The following is an 18,162-nucleotide window of genomic DNA, read 5'->3' as shown; positions in this document are numbered from 1 at the left end:
AGAAGCTGGCCATCCATCTTTTCGAGGCGCCGGCTAGCGCGCACCCTCGCTCATTTTCAGTTCAATCCGGCGAGCACCGTACGATATGAGCGAGCCGATCGCGAGGTAAGCAGCGAACAGAAAGGCATAAACCTCGTCTTGCGAGCCGCTGTACTGCGGATTGGCGAGCACGGTTTGTCCTGCCTTCAGAAAATCGGTAAGCCCGATAATGAACAGCGCGGGTACGTTGTTGAACAGATCAAGCACGTTCCCCACGAGCGCGGGAATCACGGCCTTCAATGCCTGCGGAAGAACGATGACGAAACTCTCGTCCCGCTTGCTGAAGCCCAAAGACTGGGCCGCCTCCGATTGCCCCCGCGGCACGCTCTGGATACCCGCGCGCACATACTCGGCGGTATAGGCCGCGTAGAACAGCACGAAACCCGCGATGCCCCGAGCAAGGTCGGGAATGTGAACCTGAGGGGGAAACACCAGCGGAATAATGATCCATGACCAGTAAACAGTACAGACAAGCGGCACGGAACGCATCAATTCGATGTACCCCGAACACGCCAGTCGCAGGCTCGAAAACCGGCTATTCCTGCCGAACGCGAGCAGGATGCCTAACGGCAGGCTGAGCAAGGTGGCAATCACCGTGACGAGGACACTCAGGAGCAATCCACCCCATCGGTCGACGCCGGCCGGTGCCAGCAATGCGCAGATGATGCCAACGCCCAGCAGCCACAACAGGCCTATGCCGCGGCCGATCTGGGGCCAGCGGCTCGTAGCGGCGCATGCAACCAGCGCGATGGAAAGACAGCCGAACACACCGGCGAGCCAATAAAATTGAATCCCATACGTCACCGCCACGGCCACCGCCAGAACTGCGCCGCTCACGACATGGCGCTTCCAGCGCTTCGCTATCAATACAAGGCCGATCGTCATGCCGAACAGCGCGCTCAGTCCGGCGCCAGTGACGAGCGCACGCCAGATCTGGTCTGCCGGGAACGTCCCGACCAGCAATACGGTCAGGTTGTCCACCACGACCGACCAATGCGCGGTGAACAAGACCCAGCGCGCGGCAAGGACTGCAATATAAAGCGTCAGCGGAATCGACACCAGCGAGAGCAGCGAACTGGATGAAGTCGAGAACAGGTTGTGCCGCGCCCACCGACCGATAGTCATTGCCATTACCGAGCTCCTTTGTTCATGACACGCCGGTTGTACAGGTTCGCGATCGCACTAATGGACAAGCTGATGAGCATGTAGACGACCATGACAATGATGATGCCCTCCAGTGCACGGCCGGTCTGGTTGGCGACCGTCCCATACACACTGAACATATCGGGAAAGCCGATCGCAATCGCAAAGGAAGTGCTCTTCGCGATGGTGACGTACAGGTTGCCAAGGGAAGGCAGGATGACGCGCACCGCTTGCGGCAAGACGACGACCCATAGGGATTCACGATGGCCGAGACCTAATGCAGCGGCTGCCTCCCACTGCCCTCGGTCGATCGATTGCACCGAACCGCGCACCACTTCCGCAACGTACGCGGCGAAGTTCACGCCGAGCGCGATGATCAGGGCGGCCATCTCCGGAGACAAGCCCGCGCCACCCGACACCGAAAAAGCGCTGGCCTGCGGCATGTCGATGCTGAACGGCCGCCCCGCGACCGCAACGCCTAGCGCCAATATCCCGGCACTCACCGCGAAGGCTAAGCGACGCTGGCCTCGCCTCCCCACCAGCACACCCACGGCAAACACGGCCATGGCCAGTCCTGCAACCCACGCGTAGCGCGACGCCGCCGGGGTAGCAACCAGCCATGGAATGAACACACCTTGCCGGCTTGCGATCAACGCACCATGCAGCAGCGTCGCATCTGACAGGCTCGGCAGTTGCAACAGCACAGCGAAATACCAGAAGATGATCTGGATGAGTAGCGGCGTATTGCGGATGAGTTCGACAAACGCCCACGCCCAGTTTTTGACGACCCAATTCCTCGACATCCGCCCGGTGCCGACCATCACGCCAACAACGGTGGCGAGCACGATCGAGATGAGCGTGACTACGAGGGTGTTGTAAAGACCCGTAATCAGCGCTTGGGCGTAGGTCTGCTGGGAATTGAACGGCACCAGCGACAGACCGTGCGGACCTTTCGCTACCGTCAGGCCCTCACTGATGTCGAAGCCTGCAGGCTGCTTGAGAAAATCGAGGCTAAATCCGATGCCATGGCGTTGAAGCCCCCCCCATACCGTCGCGAAGAAGGCCAACACGACCGCAAGAATGGCCGCAAGGATCAGCGTCTGGATCGCCGCTGCGCGCGTGCGTGCCTGGCGCCGCCGCTTCAACTCCGACTGCGAAGCAGGTGGAGGCGGAGGTCCGAACGGTCGATTTTCCGTGCTGGACAGCTTTAGTTGCGACACGCTTCCTTCTCCACTGACGTCAGAATTTCCAATGCGGCCGGACAGTTGATCTGGTTTCATATCCGGACTCTGCTGAAGCCGGCGGCAGGTTGCAGGCCGCCGGCTGCAGTGCGACTTGCGCTGCTTAATACCAGGGCGGCGAATACATCATGCCGCCGTCATTCCATGCCGCGTTCAGAGAACCCTTGCGTTCGATTGCGTAGGGTGTCCGTGGGCCAATATTGCGGTCGTAGATCTCACCGTAATTGCCGACCGATGCGATGACCTTCTGCACAAAATCAGGTTGCAGCCCGAAGTCCTTGCCGAGCGTACCGTTCACACCCAGGAACTTTTGCAGGTACGGGTCCGTCGTCTTGACGAAGGTCGGCAGATTCTTCGAGGTGATGCCGTGCTCTTCGGCTTCGAAGGTCGCATAGATCACCCATGTCAACGCAGCGTGCCAGCGAGCGTCGTCCTCTGACACAAACCCTGCGAGCGGCGATTTGTCGAACGCCTCAGGGAGAATCTGGAAAGCAGCCGGATTGCTCGCGTTGCCGCGCCAGCCCGCCAGAGCCGACTTGTCCGTCACCATCGCGTCACAACGTCCGGAGTTCAGGGCGTCAAACAGTTTGTTCGTGTCCTGATAGGTCAGCGCCTTGGTGGACGTTTTCCAGTTGTGAGCCTTGAAGTAACCCGCCAGCATCTGCTCCGTTTCCGAACCCTGCGTCGTGCAGAATGTCGCACCGTTCAGGTCGCTGATGTGCTTGACCTTCAGCGCGGTCTTGACGAGAACACCGGTACCGTCATAAAAATTGGTGGGCAGGAAGGAAATGCTGAGCGCTGCCGACTCGCGCGTCGGCGTGACCGTACTGTGTGCGAAAACGACGTCGGCCTGCCCCGTGCGAAGCGCGTTAAAACGGCTGCGGTCCGTGACGATCACGTACTGCACCTTGTTCGGGTCACCCAACACGGCGGCAGCGGTAGCCCTGCAAAGGTCGACATCCATGCCCTCCATCTTGCCGGTCTTTGTGTTCAGATAGCCGAAGCCTGGTGTTGCATTGTCCGTGCCGCACAACAGCGTGCCGCGTTTGACCACCGTGCTCAGGTGATCTTCATCGGCGTGCGCAGCGGACATTCCCAAAGTCAAAGCACCGTAACTCACCGCCAGCCACGAAAGGAAACGGGCCGCACTAAAGCGAATCTTCATGTTATTTCTCCAGCCCGGAAAGATGACGTCGACTCGCCTATCCCGAGCACCCTCGGCGCGACGCAAAAGTGCAACCAATTATCCACGTTAATTTCGGATTCCTTCTTTTTCTCGAAGCTATATCGCATGACGAGCTGGTCTGACATGCAATGCTTCGCGCTACTCGACAAGCTGACATAAAGTAGCCGTGTCGTTGTCTTAGCAGCAGGCGAGGGACTCGTCGCTAATTATTACCAGCCCCGAAAGCGTGGCCATCGCGCTACGATTTCACGTGAGCCGGTGCGAATCAGCTCGTAGCAGGCATGCTGGGCGGCCGTCGCGCAAACGTGATTCGGGAGAATGCGCACAAGAGAGCCGATGGGTAACTGCGGCAGCGACGCCTCACTACCGCTGCGCACGGCGATGATTCCCTGCTCCTGGTTCGCCTGGACCATGATCAGGTCGGGGTAGGGCACGCCGTCGACACTGCATACCACGCCATAACCTCGGTCGATTCTCTGCGACGCCGTACCGCGATCACGCGACATCGCCATCCAGCCTGCATCGACGAGAATCCATCCCTTGTCGACCTGGTGACCGATGACGGTGGCAAGCACGCTGACAGCGATATCGTCGACGGTGCACACATCAAGACCGGTCATCACGAGATCGAAAAACACGAACACACCCGCACGCACCTCCGTGACGCCGGTCAGGTCGCCTGCGAAATGGGCCGTCGGCGTCGAGCCCACACTGACGACGGGGGCTGGCAATCCTGCAACGCGCAACACGGCAGCGGAATCGACTGCCGCTGCGCGTTCGCGTTCGGCAATCGTCGCGATCTCGTCGATGCTCCGGCAAGCGTACGATTCGCCCGCATGAGTCATGACCCCGCGCAATTCGGCACCGCCATCATGCAGTGTGTTGCCGATTGCAAGAAGGTTGACGGTGTCATCGGGCCGCACACCGGCGCGATGACCGTCCGAATCGATCTCGATCAGCGTTGGAATGCGGTCATTCGTGCGCCGCGACTGCTCGGCAACCGCTCGCGCAGCGTCGACGTTGTCCACCACGACCGACAGGTCGATGCCCTGCCGGCGTAGTGCACTCACGCGGTCGAGTTTGCTGGGCACAACGCCGACACCGTAGAGAATGTCGCGCACGCCGCCGGCGGCGAACTGCTCCGCTTCCTGAAGGGTCGATACCGTCGCCGGTCCGGCCGGACCATCCATCACGCGACGCGCCACTTCGATCGACTTCGGTGTCTTCAGGTGCGGGCGCAACTTGACGCTGCGTTCCGCGAGACGTACCCGCAGACGCGCGATGTTGCGCATCATGCGGCTCTCGTCGAGCAACAGCGCAGGGGTGCACAGGGACTCGATTGGCCCAGGCGTTGCGGTGCGCGACTCACCGTGGAACTCAGGCTCACTGGGATCTGTTGTTGTACGTGTCATGCTCGACATAATTCCTCGGACCTTGGGATGAGTTGGACTGGCTTACAGCGCGACCACACCGGTCTTGATCTGCGCAAAACTGCGCAACCCCTCCGCGCCTTTCTCGCGTCCGTACCCGGAGCGCTTGAAGCCGCCGAACGGCAGTTCAACCCCACCCGAGGCGCCGTATGTGTTGACGAAGACCTGCCCGGCCAACACCTCCCGGATCATTCGATGCGCGGTGGTCAGATCGCGCGTCCACACGCCAGCAACCAGTCCATAGTCGGTGCCATTGGCCAGTTGGACCGCTTCCTCGAGATTGCGGAACCGCGTCACGCCCAGCACCGGTCCGAAGACTTCGTCCTGGCCCATCGGGCTCGCGGGGTCGACATCGTCAATCAACGTTGGCTGCAGGAAGAAGCCCTTACCGAACACGCCGCCGTTCAGCGCGTTGCCGCCGGCAACGATCTTCGCGCCGTTGCCGCGCGCCTGCTCGAGGAACGACATGACGCGACTGCGCTGCGTCTGCGAAATGAGCGGCCCAAGAACGGGGTCAGTCAGAGCAGGACCGATCGTCACGTTGGCAAAGGCCTGCTGGATGCGCTCCACCAGCACGTCGTGCACGCTTTCGTGAACCAGCAGCCGCGAACCGGCTGAGCAGGTTTGCCCTGCATTTTGCAGAATGGCGTTGACGACGCCCGGTACGGCACGTTCGAGGTCCGCATCGGCGAACACGATATTGGGCGACTTGCCGCCCAATTCCATCGTTGCCGGAATTACACGGTTGGCCGCGGCGTGGGCGATGATGCGTCCTACTTCGACTGAGCCGGTGAACGAGATATGGTCGATGTCGCCATGGCTCGTCAACGCTGCACCGGCCGTCTCGCCATAGCCAGTCACTACGTTCAGCGCGCCGGCAGGCAAGCCCGCTTCAAGCGCGAGCAATGCCAGTCTCAACGCGGTCAACGGCGCTTCTTCTGCAGGCTTCAAGACACAGCAGTTGCCCATCGCCAGTGCGGGGGCGATGGTGCGCGCGAAGATCTGCATCGGGTAATTCCACGGAATCACGTGCGCGGTAACACCATGCGGTTCCCATTGCGTAAAAATCATCGTATCCGCGTTCAACGGAATGGAAGACCCATAGTGTGTCTCGAGCGCGCTGGCGTAAAAGTCAAAGTAGCGGCTGGTAATTTCAGCATCGCGCTTCGCTTGCCGCAAAGGCTTCCCCGTTTGCAGTGCTTCGAGCTCCGCCAGTTCATCGCGGTCACGTTCGACCAGTTGGGCGATGCGGCGCAGAATGCGCGCGCGCTCGGCAACCGCCACCCTGCGCCACCGATGCGATGCGCGCCGGGCCGCGCTAACCGCAAGATCGATTTCTGCAGGACCGCAGTCCGGGGTCTGGCCGATCACTTCGCCGCTGGACGGATCCAGCACCGCTACCGTGTCGCGTGTCTCAATCGACTCACCGTTGATGACGGCCGCTGCCTGCTTCATTGCTTGACTCCTCGATCATTCATGGACGGATCGCCGCCGACAGGTCGGGGCCGATCCTTCGAAATTCGCCGGTGCTTGCTGCGCCTTCTGGCGCGCAACCGCATAGGCCGGGACGGAGTATTGCCAGCCAAAATGCCAACAGGGTTAACGCCAACGCGACTTCATCATTAATGCAGCAGTTAATAGTAGGGGACGCGAAAGATCCACGGTCGTGCGCCACATGCATGTTCTTTTGGGGCATGTGCACGAGTGCGATCGAAGCACCCCTCGCACTATGCTTCCCTCGATCCGTGCTTCACGCCGTGACGTCATCCGCCTCGCTATACGGGCACAGGGATTTGTCGAGCAACACGGAATGTCAAAAGTTGGCATGGTCCGCCAGTAGCGCTTTCTTCGCGCATGGTCGGACGGCGGCTATTCCTCGCCTCCGGCTCTCCCTATGCCGGAGCCAGTGCGCTCGCCCAGCGCACACGAGTCGCCGGCAACCTCCAGTTAAGTTCGACCCGACGGCGTGGGGCAGAACGGCCGCTTCGGAGCGCGGTGGTGACATTCGGAGCATTTACTGAGGGGCAGGAACGGGTCGAGAGTGTGAGTTCGCTGATGCGGAAAGCTGCCGTAGGGTTGCTCGATGCCGCCACCGTCAGCAGTCCGCCACATTGCCGACGTAGACCCCAGGCCGCGCCAATGTCGGCAATGGCCGAGCTGCTGCCTCTGAGGCGCCGTCATGAACGACCGGTCCATCTTGTTACCTGCGCTTGAACTCCCAACGTCGCACCGGCGGCGATGCGGTCGACAAGACTCGTTCAGCGATAAGGCTAACTTGTTCAACCGAAGGTAACGAGCCGCCTGAGTGTCGCGACGGTGAGTTCGGGATGCCCCATGAGAAACGGCAATCCATGATCGGCAGTCTGAGCGACGCGCGGACCCGCATGGGGCGGTAAGCCCTCTAGTCGCGCTCGTGAAATTCCCAGGGATTCATCCTGTCGACAGATACCGGCGCATTGGGTCGGGGCACGACGCCCTTCAGGGCTTGCATTGAGCCATCCGGTACGGACGGCGGATCGACGCGAAGCCAACGCCCCAGCGTATCGCGGACACACTGCTGGCAAAGGTCAAGGCTCACATGGGCGCCGTCGCCGAAAATCGAGCCAAAGCCGCCACGCCAGTCGAGCGACATCTTTTCGTGCCACTCCCACTGATCGTCAACGGGCGTCATGCGCCGGCCGCAGCGGTCGCATGTGCAGGCCGCGACCTCCTGCACCGTCCTGTCCCGGTATTCGCGCATGACCTATCCTTTTGCCCAGTCCGAATTTTCCCAGTCCGGCGGCACGAGACCAAGCTGCTTCGCAGTGTCGACCGGCAGGCGCAACAGCACCGTGCCCGGGCCGCGCTCCATGTTCCCGAGCATCGTGACTTCAGCGGCTACTCCGTCGAGCTCGAGATACACGACGTCCTCCGGCTCAAGAATCTCGGTGTAGAGATCCCAGCCGGGCCGATCACCCTCTTTCGCCTGATACCTGATGTGGTTCCTTGGTACTCGTGAATCCCAGTCCCTTTTGCGAGCGTTTAGCCGATGCCCTGATTGTCGGCGGCCAATCGCTGCAGATACTGGATGCGGTCCGCGGCGTCACTGACAGCCGCCGCTCATTTCACTGTTCATCATGCGATCCCGGTTGGCCAGAAAGGTTCGCGAGGTGCTCCGGCCTTATTCCTTCTTCCCGATGGAGCAGCCGATCTGAATGCGGCCATGACAGACTCGAGTCGATAACCGCAATATGCTCCAGGGAGCGCCATTGTCGCAATCTCCGATGCCCGGCGTAAGGGTGTATGGCGAGAAGCAGGTTGGCCGGGCGGCCGCGCTGCCTGACGCTCATAAAATTTACAGCGCATTCCAGAACGCCATCATCGCTCATCACTGACCGTGCACCGCACTCGGGTTCCGGAGAGCCTTTCACTACGGGACAATCGACCCCGTTGCTGCAATGGCGGTCCAGGAATGGGAGCGAGAGAACGGTGCGTGAGAACTGTCAGGCATCCTGCGGGCAAAATACCCGCTCATCTTCGACGTCAACCCGACAGTCGCTGACGATCTGGATGCCATCCCAACGGTTTTCTCCCTGTCGGGTTTCGAGTGCGGCGACGGCTGGTTCGATCTGATCGACATGTTGTGCGCGAGGCTGCAACCTGCTACAAAGCACGGCGTACCGCTCTGGCATCAGCGCTGGCCGTTGAGAAAGTCGAACCAGTCGTGCGCGAAAGCACAGCCGTGGTCCGGAATGCCCGAACCGGCCAGTTTCCTGTCGAAGTACGTTCTGGCCGGCTCGGGAATCTCATCCAGACGCACGTAACGGTAGCCTGCGTCATTCACGTGAACCGTCACCTGCGGTGGCGCGGGTCGCGGTGGCAGGGCTTCGCGGCCCTGATTCAGCGCAGCGGCAACACAGCGCGCAACGAGATCCCATACGCTGCCCGCCCATCTCGGATAGCCGCGCACCGTGGCCCGCGCGCCAACCTGCCGGAGCACCGCATCGTCCAGGGCCACCCTGTAGTCCGCGAGTGCGCCGCCACTCACGCGCGCGATGTCCGCCGTCGCGATGACCCGCTTTCCGTCTTCCCGTCCACCGGGCAGCAATTCAATGGTGATTCGAAGCATTCGCCTTTCCTTGTGATCTTGTCATCCGGTACCGCCGTTGCGCGGACGCGCATCGGGTCGAGGACCCGGACCTGCGCCGCGATCGCCTGCCCCCCAGCAAATCAGGCCGTCCCGGTGGCTCCGCCCGGACAGCTGAACGCCCCCTCAGAACTTCCAGTAGCCGTCGCGTGGAAGCCCCTGCTGCGCCACGCAGGCGTTGTCGCTTTCGATGGCTTGCGCGTGCTCCTTCCGCGAGACCCCGCCCTGCCGCCCGGGCGCGACGCGGGCTACGCCCCGTTGCGCCGCTTACGACCGGTCGGGGCGATGTTCCTTCGCCACACAGACGACGTCCGCGGCCAGCGAAGGGTTGGCCGCTTTCGCCGGCCTGCGGGTGCCGGCCACCGCCTTGCCAGGATCCGCACCGGTGATCCGCCGGGACAGTATTTCGCCGGCGAATGCCGCAGCGCATTCCATGGACAGCGAGGGCCCCAGCAGGTCACGCATGCGACCATCGGCAACGGCGGTCGTGAACGAAAAGCCCGCCGCGCCCACCGCCAGCATCGCATCCAGCACCGGAATCCTGAAGGCGAATCCGGCTGCGCGCGCGACCATGCGCGCGACGGTCTGGCGTGCGTGCGACGGATCGATCCCGTATGAGACGGCCACGTCGACCAGTGGCCGCCGATGCGCGCCCACCCCATAGCGGTGGGCCAGCAGGTCGGCATCGCGCGCGGCCTTTGCATCGAGCGGCTGCTCCGGTTGGAGCAGGTTGCGTCCGCGGCTGGCGAGGCACGCCGCGACGCGATGGATGGCAGCCTCGAGCGTTTCAGTGCCGATCGTCACGCGCCAGCGGCCATCGCCTACCCCGGGATGCGACGCCGGCGGCGCCAGCAGTTGCCCGGGCGCGAGCAGCAGGGCGCGCTCCCAGGTGCGAAGGCGCGCCACGGTGAGCGCCTTCGGGAACGTCCCCTGTTCCCACTGCAACAACGTGGGATGGGACACGTGGAAGGCGCGCGCCACCTCCGCAACGCACAGGCCCAGTTCACTGCGCAGCCGCCGCGCGTGAGGGCCGATCTCGCGGCACCGGGCGGCGGGGATCCGTGACTGGGGATCGCCGTCTGCGCGGGCGGCGGCATCCGCCGCAGGCGACCCGGGGTCCGGCAACGGTTGCGTCCCGGGACCGAGCAGCCAACCCGGCGGCACCTGCAGGGCCGCCTCCAGCGCGTTCACGGTGGCGGCTGCGACGGTGCGCGGCCACCTTCCCTTCTCCCTGCGCACCAGGGTCACTCTTGCCACTCCCACCCTGACCGCGAGATCGCCCTGTGTCATCCCTGACGCCTTGCGTCGGTCCCGCAGGCGCTGTGCAATCCGCGGTACGTCGGATCGTGGAATCCACACACGCATCCCGGCCATCCTGATCCCCTTCATGAGGCTGTTTCTGTTTGAGCGAAGAAATGCGTCCGCACGTCCGCAGACCGGACGACGGCCCGGCCGGCAGCCGCCCGGCTTCAACCGGTACACGCATAGGCATTGGCGCGCGCGTCATGCAGCGCATGGTGCTCGCCGCCATGGCGCGCGTAGTAGACGGCGCGTCGCTCCGGGTTGCGCGTGCCGGCGATGTTCTCGAGCCGCCAGCCACGCGGCAGCGGGCCGCCCAGCAGGAACCGCAACAGGGCCAGGTCCGTCTCGTAGTCGTAGCACAGCACCGGCCCGGAGTCGCCCGGCACCGCCACGAGCCATGCGCGCAGTGCCTCGCGCAGCGCTGCAAACGGCATCGCGCGCCCCTCGAACTGGCCGAGCTGCGGCAGTACCACGGCGCGGACAAAGTCGCTGCACAGCGCCGGATCGAAATCGGTCCGCTCGCCGTAGAACTCGGACCCGTTCTCGCCCACGAGGGCGAGACTGAGTAGCTGGCACTGCCGGAAGTCGGTGAATTCCGTGTCGAGGAAATACCGGTTGTTCCAGCCGGCCTGCGGCTCGGGTTCAGCCGGCAGGGGCCACCGCATGGCGCCGTGAAAGTGTGTATCCGTCATGTCCGTTACTTCGTCATTTGGCCGTCGGCTCGCCCCGTGTCATCCAGCGCGAACCCGCCCGAGGCTGATCAGGGTTCGTCGCCGTCCTCCCTGCGCGCGGCTAACCCGGCCCGCACCTCCGGCACCGGCACCATGCGGTGTTCGCGCGCGCCGCGGATCCGCCGCAGCGGCCCGGCGAGCACCGTCACGTGTGTGGGAAACGGGATCGGGACGGCCCCGGTCGCCCCGGTCGCCTCGTCGCGGGTCGCACGCACGAAGCGTCGCAGCCGCGCGCGCAGTGCTTCGGCGGTTTCGTCTGGAAGCCCGATCGCCCGCCTGCGTCTGCTCATACCGATCCCTTTCTGAAGCCGCAGCCGATGCGCCGGTGGTGCACTGGCCGCGATAAGGCGGATTATCACCCCACCTCCGGATGTGCATCCACTGCCAGCCCCGGTCAGCGACGGGCGACGGCTGGCGCCTTCGCCCGCCATAACCGCCTGCCGCGCGCAGGGCGCGTCGCCAGCGCGTACGGCACGGAGAACGTGCGTCCTGCCGACGTCGTGAACCGGGTCACCGTCACCAATCGCTCGCCCCGGCTGTACTGTTCGGGCTCGGTTGCCCTCACCCGGATCTCGCTCAGTGGTTCGAGCGTCCACTGGCCGACCTCCCGTGCCAGCTTCGTGCTCAGCACGGCCGCGTCGCGCAGCACGACATCCCCGCCCGCGAACTGGTCAAGCGACTGCGCGCTTCCGGTCAGATCCATCATCACAATCGTCGGCACGGCCCGCGAACCCCGCGGCGAGACCCGGAGGATCAGTACATCCCGCGGGATCAATTGCGAGATAACCCCCCACACCCCTGCGCCCTCAGGCTCAAACGGCACTGCCGACGAAGGCAAACGGTTCTTTTCATTAGTCACAAACATTCAACCACGACCTCAAACGCTTTCGCGATAAATCAACCACCTGATGCCGACGTGCGCTTTCTTCGGGAGCACCATCGCTTCGCGCACGTACGCTGACATCAAAAAATTCGCACATCCTTACTGGATAAGGACTTCGCCAACATACCAACCATCTAATTCCCAGTGTACTGGGAAGACAAATTATAGCGCCGATTGGACAGTACTCCCATTTCACTGGGAGAGAAATTTGGAGTTGGCCGAAGTCTTTGGCGCCCTTCTGCGCGAGCGCCGTATTCACGCCGAGCTAACGCAGGAACAGCTCGCCTTCGAGGCCAATATACGTCGCAACTACGTCAGCATGCTGGAACTCGGCCAGCACCAGCCAACGCTAACGATGCTGTTCGCACTGGCAACCGCTTTGAAATGCTCGCCCGCCGAGCTACTCGCCGAGGTAGAACGGAAGCTGAAAAAAGCTCGTCGGTCCAAGAAAAAAACACCGACTGCTATCAAGACGCGCGTGAACGTTCCCGCCGCTCAGAAGAACGCACCAAAGGTCGCCAGGAAGTCGACAAAAGCTTCCAGCAAACAGGTGCCTACCGGTTCAAAAACAGTCAGATCAAATCGGCGTGCACGAGGAGAAATGACGAGAGCTGCTGACGAAATTACGGACGCATGATGTCATCATTGCCTCGCCTATAATCCGGAAGTCAAACATCAACGACCGCACGGAGCCCCACTTTATGAGTCAAACCCGCGGACGATATGCGGGAGTTCGGGACAGCGCGCAACGTCAGCCCCGTCACGTGAAAAAATCTCCAGCCAACCGGCAGGGGCAACCGTACGCGAAAGCGCCGCCTCGAGACTCCGCACAAACCGCTTCGATTTTCAAAACACGTTCCTTCCAGTTCCTCGTCGATGCTGTGGGAGTTGAGAACATCGCGTTAGGACTTCAATCCAGCATGACGCGAGTGGCTGAACTGACAAAAGGTGAACGGTTCACGCCCGAGACCGCATTTCACATGGAAACCACGCTTGGGCTACCGCACGGCTTCTTTGACCAGCCCCATCCGGTTCTCTCGGTCGAAACCATAGCGCGCCTGAAGTCGCCGCTTGATTTCGCGAGCCTGGATGATGAGCGGGAAATCGTGACTGAAGAATCCAACACGGTGCTTGCACCGGACGGCGGCCAACCATCATCTACTGAAGATAACCTGTCCAAGGAAACGGAAATGCCGAAGAAAGCAACTGGCGGGTCACCGGGGAACGCCAGGAGCAGTAGACGCGAAACGACCCTGCAGCTCGACGCCGCTATACCGCACAAAGCTTCGCGATCGAAACAGAAAGCAGCGTCCGAAGCAATCCAGCAGCAACCGCTGGCGCTGGAAGACGAGGCCACGGTCGCAAAAGTTCGACGGGATAACCTCCACGTTCTCACGGGTCGCAACGGATCGAAAGCAAGGTTGGGTGTGGTGATGTCCATGAGCGGATCGAACATGGCCCATCGACTTTATGGCAAGAAGCGCATGGACAGTGTTGAAGCAAACCGTTTCACTGAGCGGCTTGGCCTGCCCGCTGGCTGGCTGGATACGCCGCGATCCGAAGCGGAGATTCCGGAATCGGTGTCGCGTTTGCTGACCCCTGCTTCGCGCGGTCGCGAGCCTGTTGAACGACAGGAGCCGCTCGCCAACGCATCCAGCGAAAGCCTGCGGGAAAAGGCGGCAGATGCGAAGGCAAAGGTGCGCGGCCCACGCCCGCGCACGGGTGTCGCGAGCGCTCTGGAAAGCGCCTCACCTGTTTCCGCAGATTCCGTAGAAGCGAACGGGATGAGTGTCAGCCAGCGAATTCATTCAGGCGATGCCTCCGACGAGCCAGCCGGTCGCAATGCCGCCAACGGCGATAGTGGGCTACCGTCCGTCCCAGCGGCAAAAAGTGAGCCGCTGCCAGTCGCCGCGACGTCGCAGCGAGATCCGGCGACGCAACCCGCTTCCGCGACAAGCCTGGACAATCTTCACGGCATCGCGCCAATCGCCGAAGCATTGATCAAGACGCTGGCAGGTAAGGCACGGACGGGTCGACTGGACGAATTGAAGGCGCTGGAACTTTTGCAGCAGGCAGTTCTCTTGTAAGTCGAGGGTGCGTGCGCCGTGCTGCAAAGGCAACGGGGCTGTGCCGATCATGTCAGACACCTGGTAGTACAAGCAGGCGGCACCGCCGATCTGGATGTCCGTTAATGAGACACTTTCTCCTTGATCCGGAGTCGTACAACCAGCCAGAAATCCACGCCGGACAACAGCGATCGGCAAAGCGCATCTGGCCTGTACAACTGGACGACGAACCATCATGCCCACATCAATCTTTCAGGAGATTCGTTATGAATGATCCCGGAGAACTATTGGGCCGCTATTAGTGCCCGTCGGGGAATAACAGCAAGCCCTCCCCATCAGATCATAAACGCGAAAGCTTGATGGAATGATTGCTTGCGGCTCACGTCCAATGTGCGACATTACGGCAACTTCGACGACGAGCGCCGTGCGCAGCGGCGCACGCTTCTCAGAAAGGGGGAAATCCGATTACCCTCGCGACACGCTCCACCTTTCCGGGACCTGAAACATCCGCAACCACACTCTCTTATTGCCATGGCGTGACCTCCGAGGCATGCCCACACGCCCTCATGACGACTCTTCAAGTGCACTGAGCTCCGCGAGCGTTATCGGCTTTAGTGGAGGCCGCACGCGTTGGAAACCAACCGCAGCAACGGAGCGACATTGCGCAGATGCAAGCAAATTAGCAACGGTGTAGCCGCATTGACGACCCTGACACGGGCCCATGCCCGCGCGCGTGAACGCTTTTAGCTGGTTCGGCCCCGGCTGGCCGAGCTGCGCGGCCAGCCGTACATCGCCAGCGGTTACCTCTTCGCAGCGACAGACAATCGTCTCATCGGGCGGCGTGAAAATCTCCGTACGCGGCCGATAGATCGAATCAAGCAGAGGCCGCATCGCCAGTTCATGTCCGAGCCGCCGATGCAGCGGCGCTGCAAGCTCGCTTGCGCGCCCGACTGAGAGTGCGCCCGAGGAAAGCGCGACGCCGGTAGCAGCAAGTTCACCGCGTGTGCACGCGGCTTTCGCGCCGCCGATGCCAGCGCCGTCGCCTGCGACATAGAGACCAGTCACGCTGGTTTCACCCCACGTATCAACTTCCGGCTCAAAGCAAAGTTGTGCTTCGTTCCATCGATGGCTGCATCCCATCGCCTGAGTGAAGTGGATAGACGGCACGACGCCTTCATGAACCAGAAGAATGTCGGCAGCCACATCGCCCGACAGCCCGTTCTCGGTGCGATAGACAATCTGTTCAAGACGGCCGATACCGAAAGCGCGAAGGCTACTGACGTTTCGAACAATGGGGAACCCCCTCCCGCGCAATCTTGCCGACCACAGTAGCCCCTTAAGGAGATCATGCCAGCCGTCAACTGCACCACGTAGAGTCGGAAGGCCCCGACGGAGGGCGCCGCGGGGAGTCGTGTCAAGCCAACCTGCAATCCTACCGCCGGCGTCGAGCAGCTGGGTCATGTAGAGCAGTGGCAATGGACCACTACCGGCTATCCAGACGGGTTGATCGGGTATCTGGTGAGCGCTTTTATGCAGAATCTGCGCGGCGCCGACTGTCATTACACCCGGAAGCGTCCAACCTGGGAAAGGCATGGGCCGTTCCTGTGCGCCCGTCGCTAGTAACACATGGCGCGCGCGAATACTTTCGGCGCCATCCGCGCGGCTCAAAAAGACAATCCACTCCCCGGAACCGGCCGGTTTCCCTGGGCTAGGCGCTCGCTCGATCTGCCATACACGGGTCTCCGGCAGGTAGTGCGCACCGCATTCGCGAAAGTTCTGTACCACTGCCGCGCCTGCGCTGTACGCAGCGCCTAACCCTTGATGAACACCACGTCGGACGTTTTCTTCGATGGCGCGCCATATCTGACCGCCCGGTGCTGGCTGTTCGTCTACGAGGATCGTGGTCATTCCAAGACGAGCAGAACGTATTGCGGCACTCATGCCGGCAGGTCCTGCACCTACAATCAGAATATCGAACCTTCGCATCACGAATGCACCTCACCACCAGGAAGATCGCCACCACCGTCGTCTGACTCAGCGATCGCCTCACTGAGATTGCGGCGACCGTGTTGGCGTTGGATGCGCATCCCGTCGCGCACGATCGTCAGACAGGTCTGCGTGGACGCTACGCCATCGACGACAGCAAGACATTCGAAGCACACACCCATCATGCAAAAAGGTCCGCGTGGACTGCCGCTTCGCGGCGTGGTGCGAGCGACGGGGTTGTCCTCGCGCACGAGGACAGCCGCCACGGAGTCGCCTCGCTCGGCGTTCACACGCCTGCCGTCGATCGATACCGTGACCACGGCGTCCTCGGCGGGACTAGATAACTTGCGAAACATCAAAGCGCCTATGATGGAAGAACTCGAAGTTTTCTGGCAGTACGTTGCGCGCGAGAGCATCCGCAACTGGTCCAGCATGAACCGCCGCGAGGGTGATGCCGGAATGACAGAGCGCGATCCAAGCACCAGGATACGTTGAAGATTGTGCGTACACCGGATGCTCGTCCGGGGTGATGATGCGCAGACATGCCCAATGCCTAACAAGGCGAGCCATAGCAAGGTCCGGCAAAATTCGTAGGGCTCGCTTTGTCATCTTGGCAGCGGTGAAGGTAGTAGTACCGAGATCCATACCGACTTCCTCATGACTTACACCTATCATTACTGTACCGTCGCGAGTCTGGCGAATGCCGCTAGCGGGGAGGCGCAGAATTGGCTCGAGCCGTTCAGTGACCAGCAACTGGCCACGCAGGGGACGCAACGGGACGTCGAGCGCCACCATTGCCCCCAGGGCTGTGGAACCAAGCCCGGCCGCAATGATCAACTGTCCCGTTTCGAAACAACGCGGACCTGTCGAGGTTTGCACATGAACACGAAAACTACCGTCAGGACATGGCTCAATCTTCGACACCGTGTGATTGCCAGCTAGAGTGCCGCCACGTAACTCAATGGCTTGCTGCAGCGCCCGCAACAGCTTAAGCGGATTGCAATGGCCATCGGCAACGCCAATTCCAGCCCCCACCACTTCCCGCCCGAGCCGTGTACCAGGCAGCAGCCTTTCTAATGCCGATCGATCGATCATGCGCGAACACGGGTCGATTTTCGGGCTTTGCGCATTCCAGCTCGCGAGGAATTCGGCTTCCTCTTCAAAATCCGCTTCGCTTAGGCAAAAGCGCAAGCAGCCATCGTTTTCATACTCGACATCAATGCCAGTTTCATCGTGCAGCGCTGTTGCGAAAACGGACCAAAGTGCGACGCTCTCGCGTGACAGCTGCTGGTAGCGGGGCGCGCCATATCCCTTCCCGTATGCGCCGACAAGACCGAAATTCGCTTTCGACGCGCGCGGGTCGCAATCACCCCCGTCGAGCACAAGCGCACGCTTCCCTCGCCCCAGCATCCCGTGCGCCAATGCGCAGCCGACAACACCGCCGCCAACTATGATGACGTCATGGTTTTCGCGTATCAAGCCCGCCTCTTTTCCGGAATGATTTTGGTTAACTCTATGATCGTCACAGCAAGGCGTCAAAGTCGAATTTCAAGTACGAGGTATTCTCAGCGGTTATGGTCCAAAACGTGGGCGCCCCCGGTAGGCGATAGAGCTCCACGAAAAAACCGCGAGCGATTTCTCGAGCAACGCTCGCTCACCAGATTCTTCAACGAGGCGGTAGCCATCGCTGAGCGCACGGGCCGACTCTCAGGCAAACAAACCAGCGCGGACGACACGCTAAACCACGCGTGCCCATGGAATACGAGAATAGAGTGCGACGACTGCTTCCATCACGACAACAATCTCGGCAGCACGGGCGCTCGCAAAAGCCGCAAACCCAGCAACGAGACGCCACACTCCATGATTGGTCGCAACGCATAACTTCATTGCCACGGCGATACGATCAATGGACTGTGTTGCGCGGCCGTAGCTGACCGCGAATTTAGTCAGCCAACGAAACTTGGGGGGCGACAACAGGCAGATAGGTTCTTTCACTGTCGGTTTCGCCTCGTAGGCAACGGGCGACAGA

General features: G+C 61.6%; 18 protein-coding genes. 2 read left to right on the top strand and 16 right to left on the bottom strand.

From position 1 onward, the window contains the following. Positions 1 to 33: 33 nt before the first annotated feature. The 12 genes from OKW45_RS03375 to OKW45_RS03320 form a co-directional block, all read right to left on the bottom strand. Positions 34 to 1,170, bottom strand: a complete 1,137-nt coding sequence (locus OKW45_RS03375; RefSeq protein ID WP_429465942.1) for an amino acid ABC transporter permease — start codon at positions 1,168 to 1,170, stop codon at positions 34 to 36. Next, positions 1,170 to 2,462 carry an amino acid ABC transporter permease gene (locus OKW45_RS03370; RefSeq protein WP_429465940.1) on the bottom strand — a complete coding sequence of 431 codons (1,293 nt, stop codon included), beginning with the start codon at positions 2,460 to 2,462 and terminating at the stop codon, positions 1,170 to 1,172. Before OKW45_RS03370 ends, OKW45_RS03375 begins: the two co-directional genes overlap by 1 nt. A gap of 64 nt (positions 2,463 to 2,526) precedes the next feature. Beyond that, positions 2,527 to 3,588 carry a transporter substrate-binding domain-containing protein gene (locus tag OKW45_RS03365; protein WP_429465938.1) on the bottom strand — a complete coding sequence of 354 codons (1,062 nt, stop codon included), beginning with the start codon at positions 3,586 to 3,588 and terminating at the stop codon, positions 2,527 to 2,529. A 230-nt stretch (positions 3,589 to 3,818) separates the two neighbouring features. Then, complete coding sequence (locus OKW45_RS03360; protein ID WP_429465936.1) at positions 3,819 to 4,904, bottom strand: alanine racemase; 1,086 nt, start codon at positions 4,902 to 4,904, stop codon at positions 3,819 to 3,821. Positions 4,905 to 5,063: 159 nt separating this feature from the next. Further along, positions 5,064 to 6,494 (bottom strand): aldehyde dehydrogenase family protein, encoded by a 1,431-nt coding sequence (locus tag OKW45_RS03355; protein WP_429465934.1) that lies wholly within the window; start codon positions 6,492 to 6,494, stop codon positions 5,064 to 5,066. 946 nt (positions 6,495 to 7,440) lie between these two features. Then, positions 7,441 to 7,779, bottom strand: coding sequence for a hypothetical protein (locus tag OKW45_RS03350; RefSeq protein ID WP_429465932.1), 339 nt, complete (start codon positions 7,777 to 7,779; stop codon positions 7,441 to 7,443). A gap of 3 nt (positions 7,780 to 7,782) precedes the next feature. Next, the gene (locus OKW45_RS03345; RefSeq protein ID WP_429465930.1) at positions 7,783 to 7,941 is read right to left on the bottom strand and encodes a hypothetical protein; all 159 of its coding nucleotides are present in this window, start codon (positions 7,939 to 7,941) and stop codon (positions 7,783 to 7,785) included. A gap of 768 nt (positions 7,942 to 8,709) precedes the next feature. Then, positions 8,710 to 9,147 carry a hypothetical protein gene (locus tag OKW45_RS03340; protein WP_429465928.1) on the bottom strand — a complete coding sequence of 146 codons (438 nt, stop codon included), beginning with the start codon at positions 9,145 to 9,147 and terminating at the stop codon, positions 8,710 to 8,712. 285 nt (positions 9,148 to 9,432) lie between these two features. After that, a complete protein-coding gene (locus OKW45_RS03335) occupies positions 9,433 to 10,530 on the bottom strand; it encodes a helix-turn-helix domain-containing protein (protein ID WP_429469227.1) in 1,098 nt (365 codons plus the stop codon). Positions 10,531 to 10,634: 104 nt separating this feature from the next. Beyond that, positions 10,635 to 11,159: a 3'-5' exonuclease family protein gene (locus OKW45_RS03330; RefSeq protein WP_429465926.1), complete on the bottom strand. Its 525-nt coding sequence runs from the start codon at positions 11,157 to 11,159 to the stop codon at positions 10,635 to 10,637. A gap of 68 nt (positions 11,160 to 11,227) precedes the next feature. Next, positions 11,228 to 11,488: a hypothetical protein gene (locus OKW45_RS03325; RefSeq protein ID WP_429465924.1), complete on the bottom strand. Its 261-nt coding sequence runs from the start codon at positions 11,486 to 11,488 to the stop codon at positions 11,228 to 11,230. Positions 11,489 to 11,592: 104 nt separating this feature from the next. After that, positions 11,593 to 12,063, bottom strand: coding sequence for a hypothetical protein (locus tag OKW45_RS03320; protein ID WP_429465922.1), 471 nt, complete (start codon positions 12,061 to 12,063; stop codon positions 11,593 to 11,595). 226 nt (positions 12,064 to 12,289) lie between these two features. Here OKW45_RS03320 and OKW45_RS03315 point away from each other — a divergent pair, with 226 nt between their 5' ends. Both OKW45_RS03315 and OKW45_RS03310 read left to right on the top strand, forming a co-directional pair. Beyond that, on the top strand, positions 12,290 to 12,718 hold the full coding sequence (locus OKW45_RS03315; protein ID WP_429465920.1) for a helix-turn-helix domain-containing protein: 429 nt from the start codon (positions 12,290 to 12,292) through the stop codon (positions 12,716 to 12,718). Between the two features lie 64 nt (positions 12,719 to 12,782). After that, complete coding sequence (locus OKW45_RS03310; protein WP_429465918.1) at positions 12,783 to 14,168, top strand: hypothetical protein; 1,386 nt, start codon at positions 12,783 to 12,785, stop codon at positions 14,166 to 14,168. Between the two features lie 543 nt (positions 14,169 to 14,711). On the opposite strand, the gene OKW45_RS03305 is transcribed toward OKW45_RS03310, so the two are convergent. The 4 genes from OKW45_RS03305 to OKW45_RS03290 all read right to left on the bottom strand — a co-directional run bounded on the left by OKW45_RS03305 (position 14,712) and on the right by OKW45_RS03290 (position 18,128). After that, positions 14,712 to 16,133 carry an FAD-dependent oxidoreductase gene (locus OKW45_RS03305; RefSeq protein WP_429465916.1) on the bottom strand — a complete coding sequence of 474 codons (1,422 nt, stop codon included), beginning with the start codon at positions 16,131 to 16,133 and terminating at the stop codon, positions 14,712 to 14,714. Continuing rightward, a complete protein-coding gene (locus tag OKW45_RS03300) occupies positions 16,133 to 16,489 on the bottom strand; it encodes a (2Fe-2S)-binding protein (RefSeq protein WP_429469225.1) in 357 nt (118 codons plus the stop codon). Before OKW45_RS03300 ends, OKW45_RS03305 begins: the two co-directional genes overlap by 1 nt. Then, positions 16,470 to 17,612: an NAD(P)/FAD-dependent oxidoreductase gene (locus OKW45_RS03295; protein ID WP_429465914.1), complete on the bottom strand. Its 1,143-nt coding sequence runs from the start codon at positions 17,610 to 17,612 to the stop codon at positions 16,470 to 16,472. The genes OKW45_RS03300 and OKW45_RS03295 overlap by 20 nt, the downstream gene beginning before the upstream one ends. Positions 17,613 to 17,870: 258 nt before the next feature. Beyond that, entirely contained in the window at positions 17,871 to 18,128 is a 258-nt protein-coding gene (locus OKW45_RS03290) for a hypothetical protein (protein WP_429465912.1), read from the bottom strand. Between the last annotated feature and the right edge of the window lie 34 nt (positions 18,129 to 18,162).

This window comes from Paraburkholderia lebeckiae (genome assembly GCF_050436225.1).
GTDB classification, from domain to species: Bacteria; Pseudomonadota; Gammaproteobacteria; order Burkholderiales; family Burkholderiaceae; genus Paraburkholderia; species Paraburkholderia tuberum.
The sequence above is the reverse complement of the archived record's forward strand: the minus strand, read 5'-3'. Positions and strand labels throughout refer to the sequence as shown.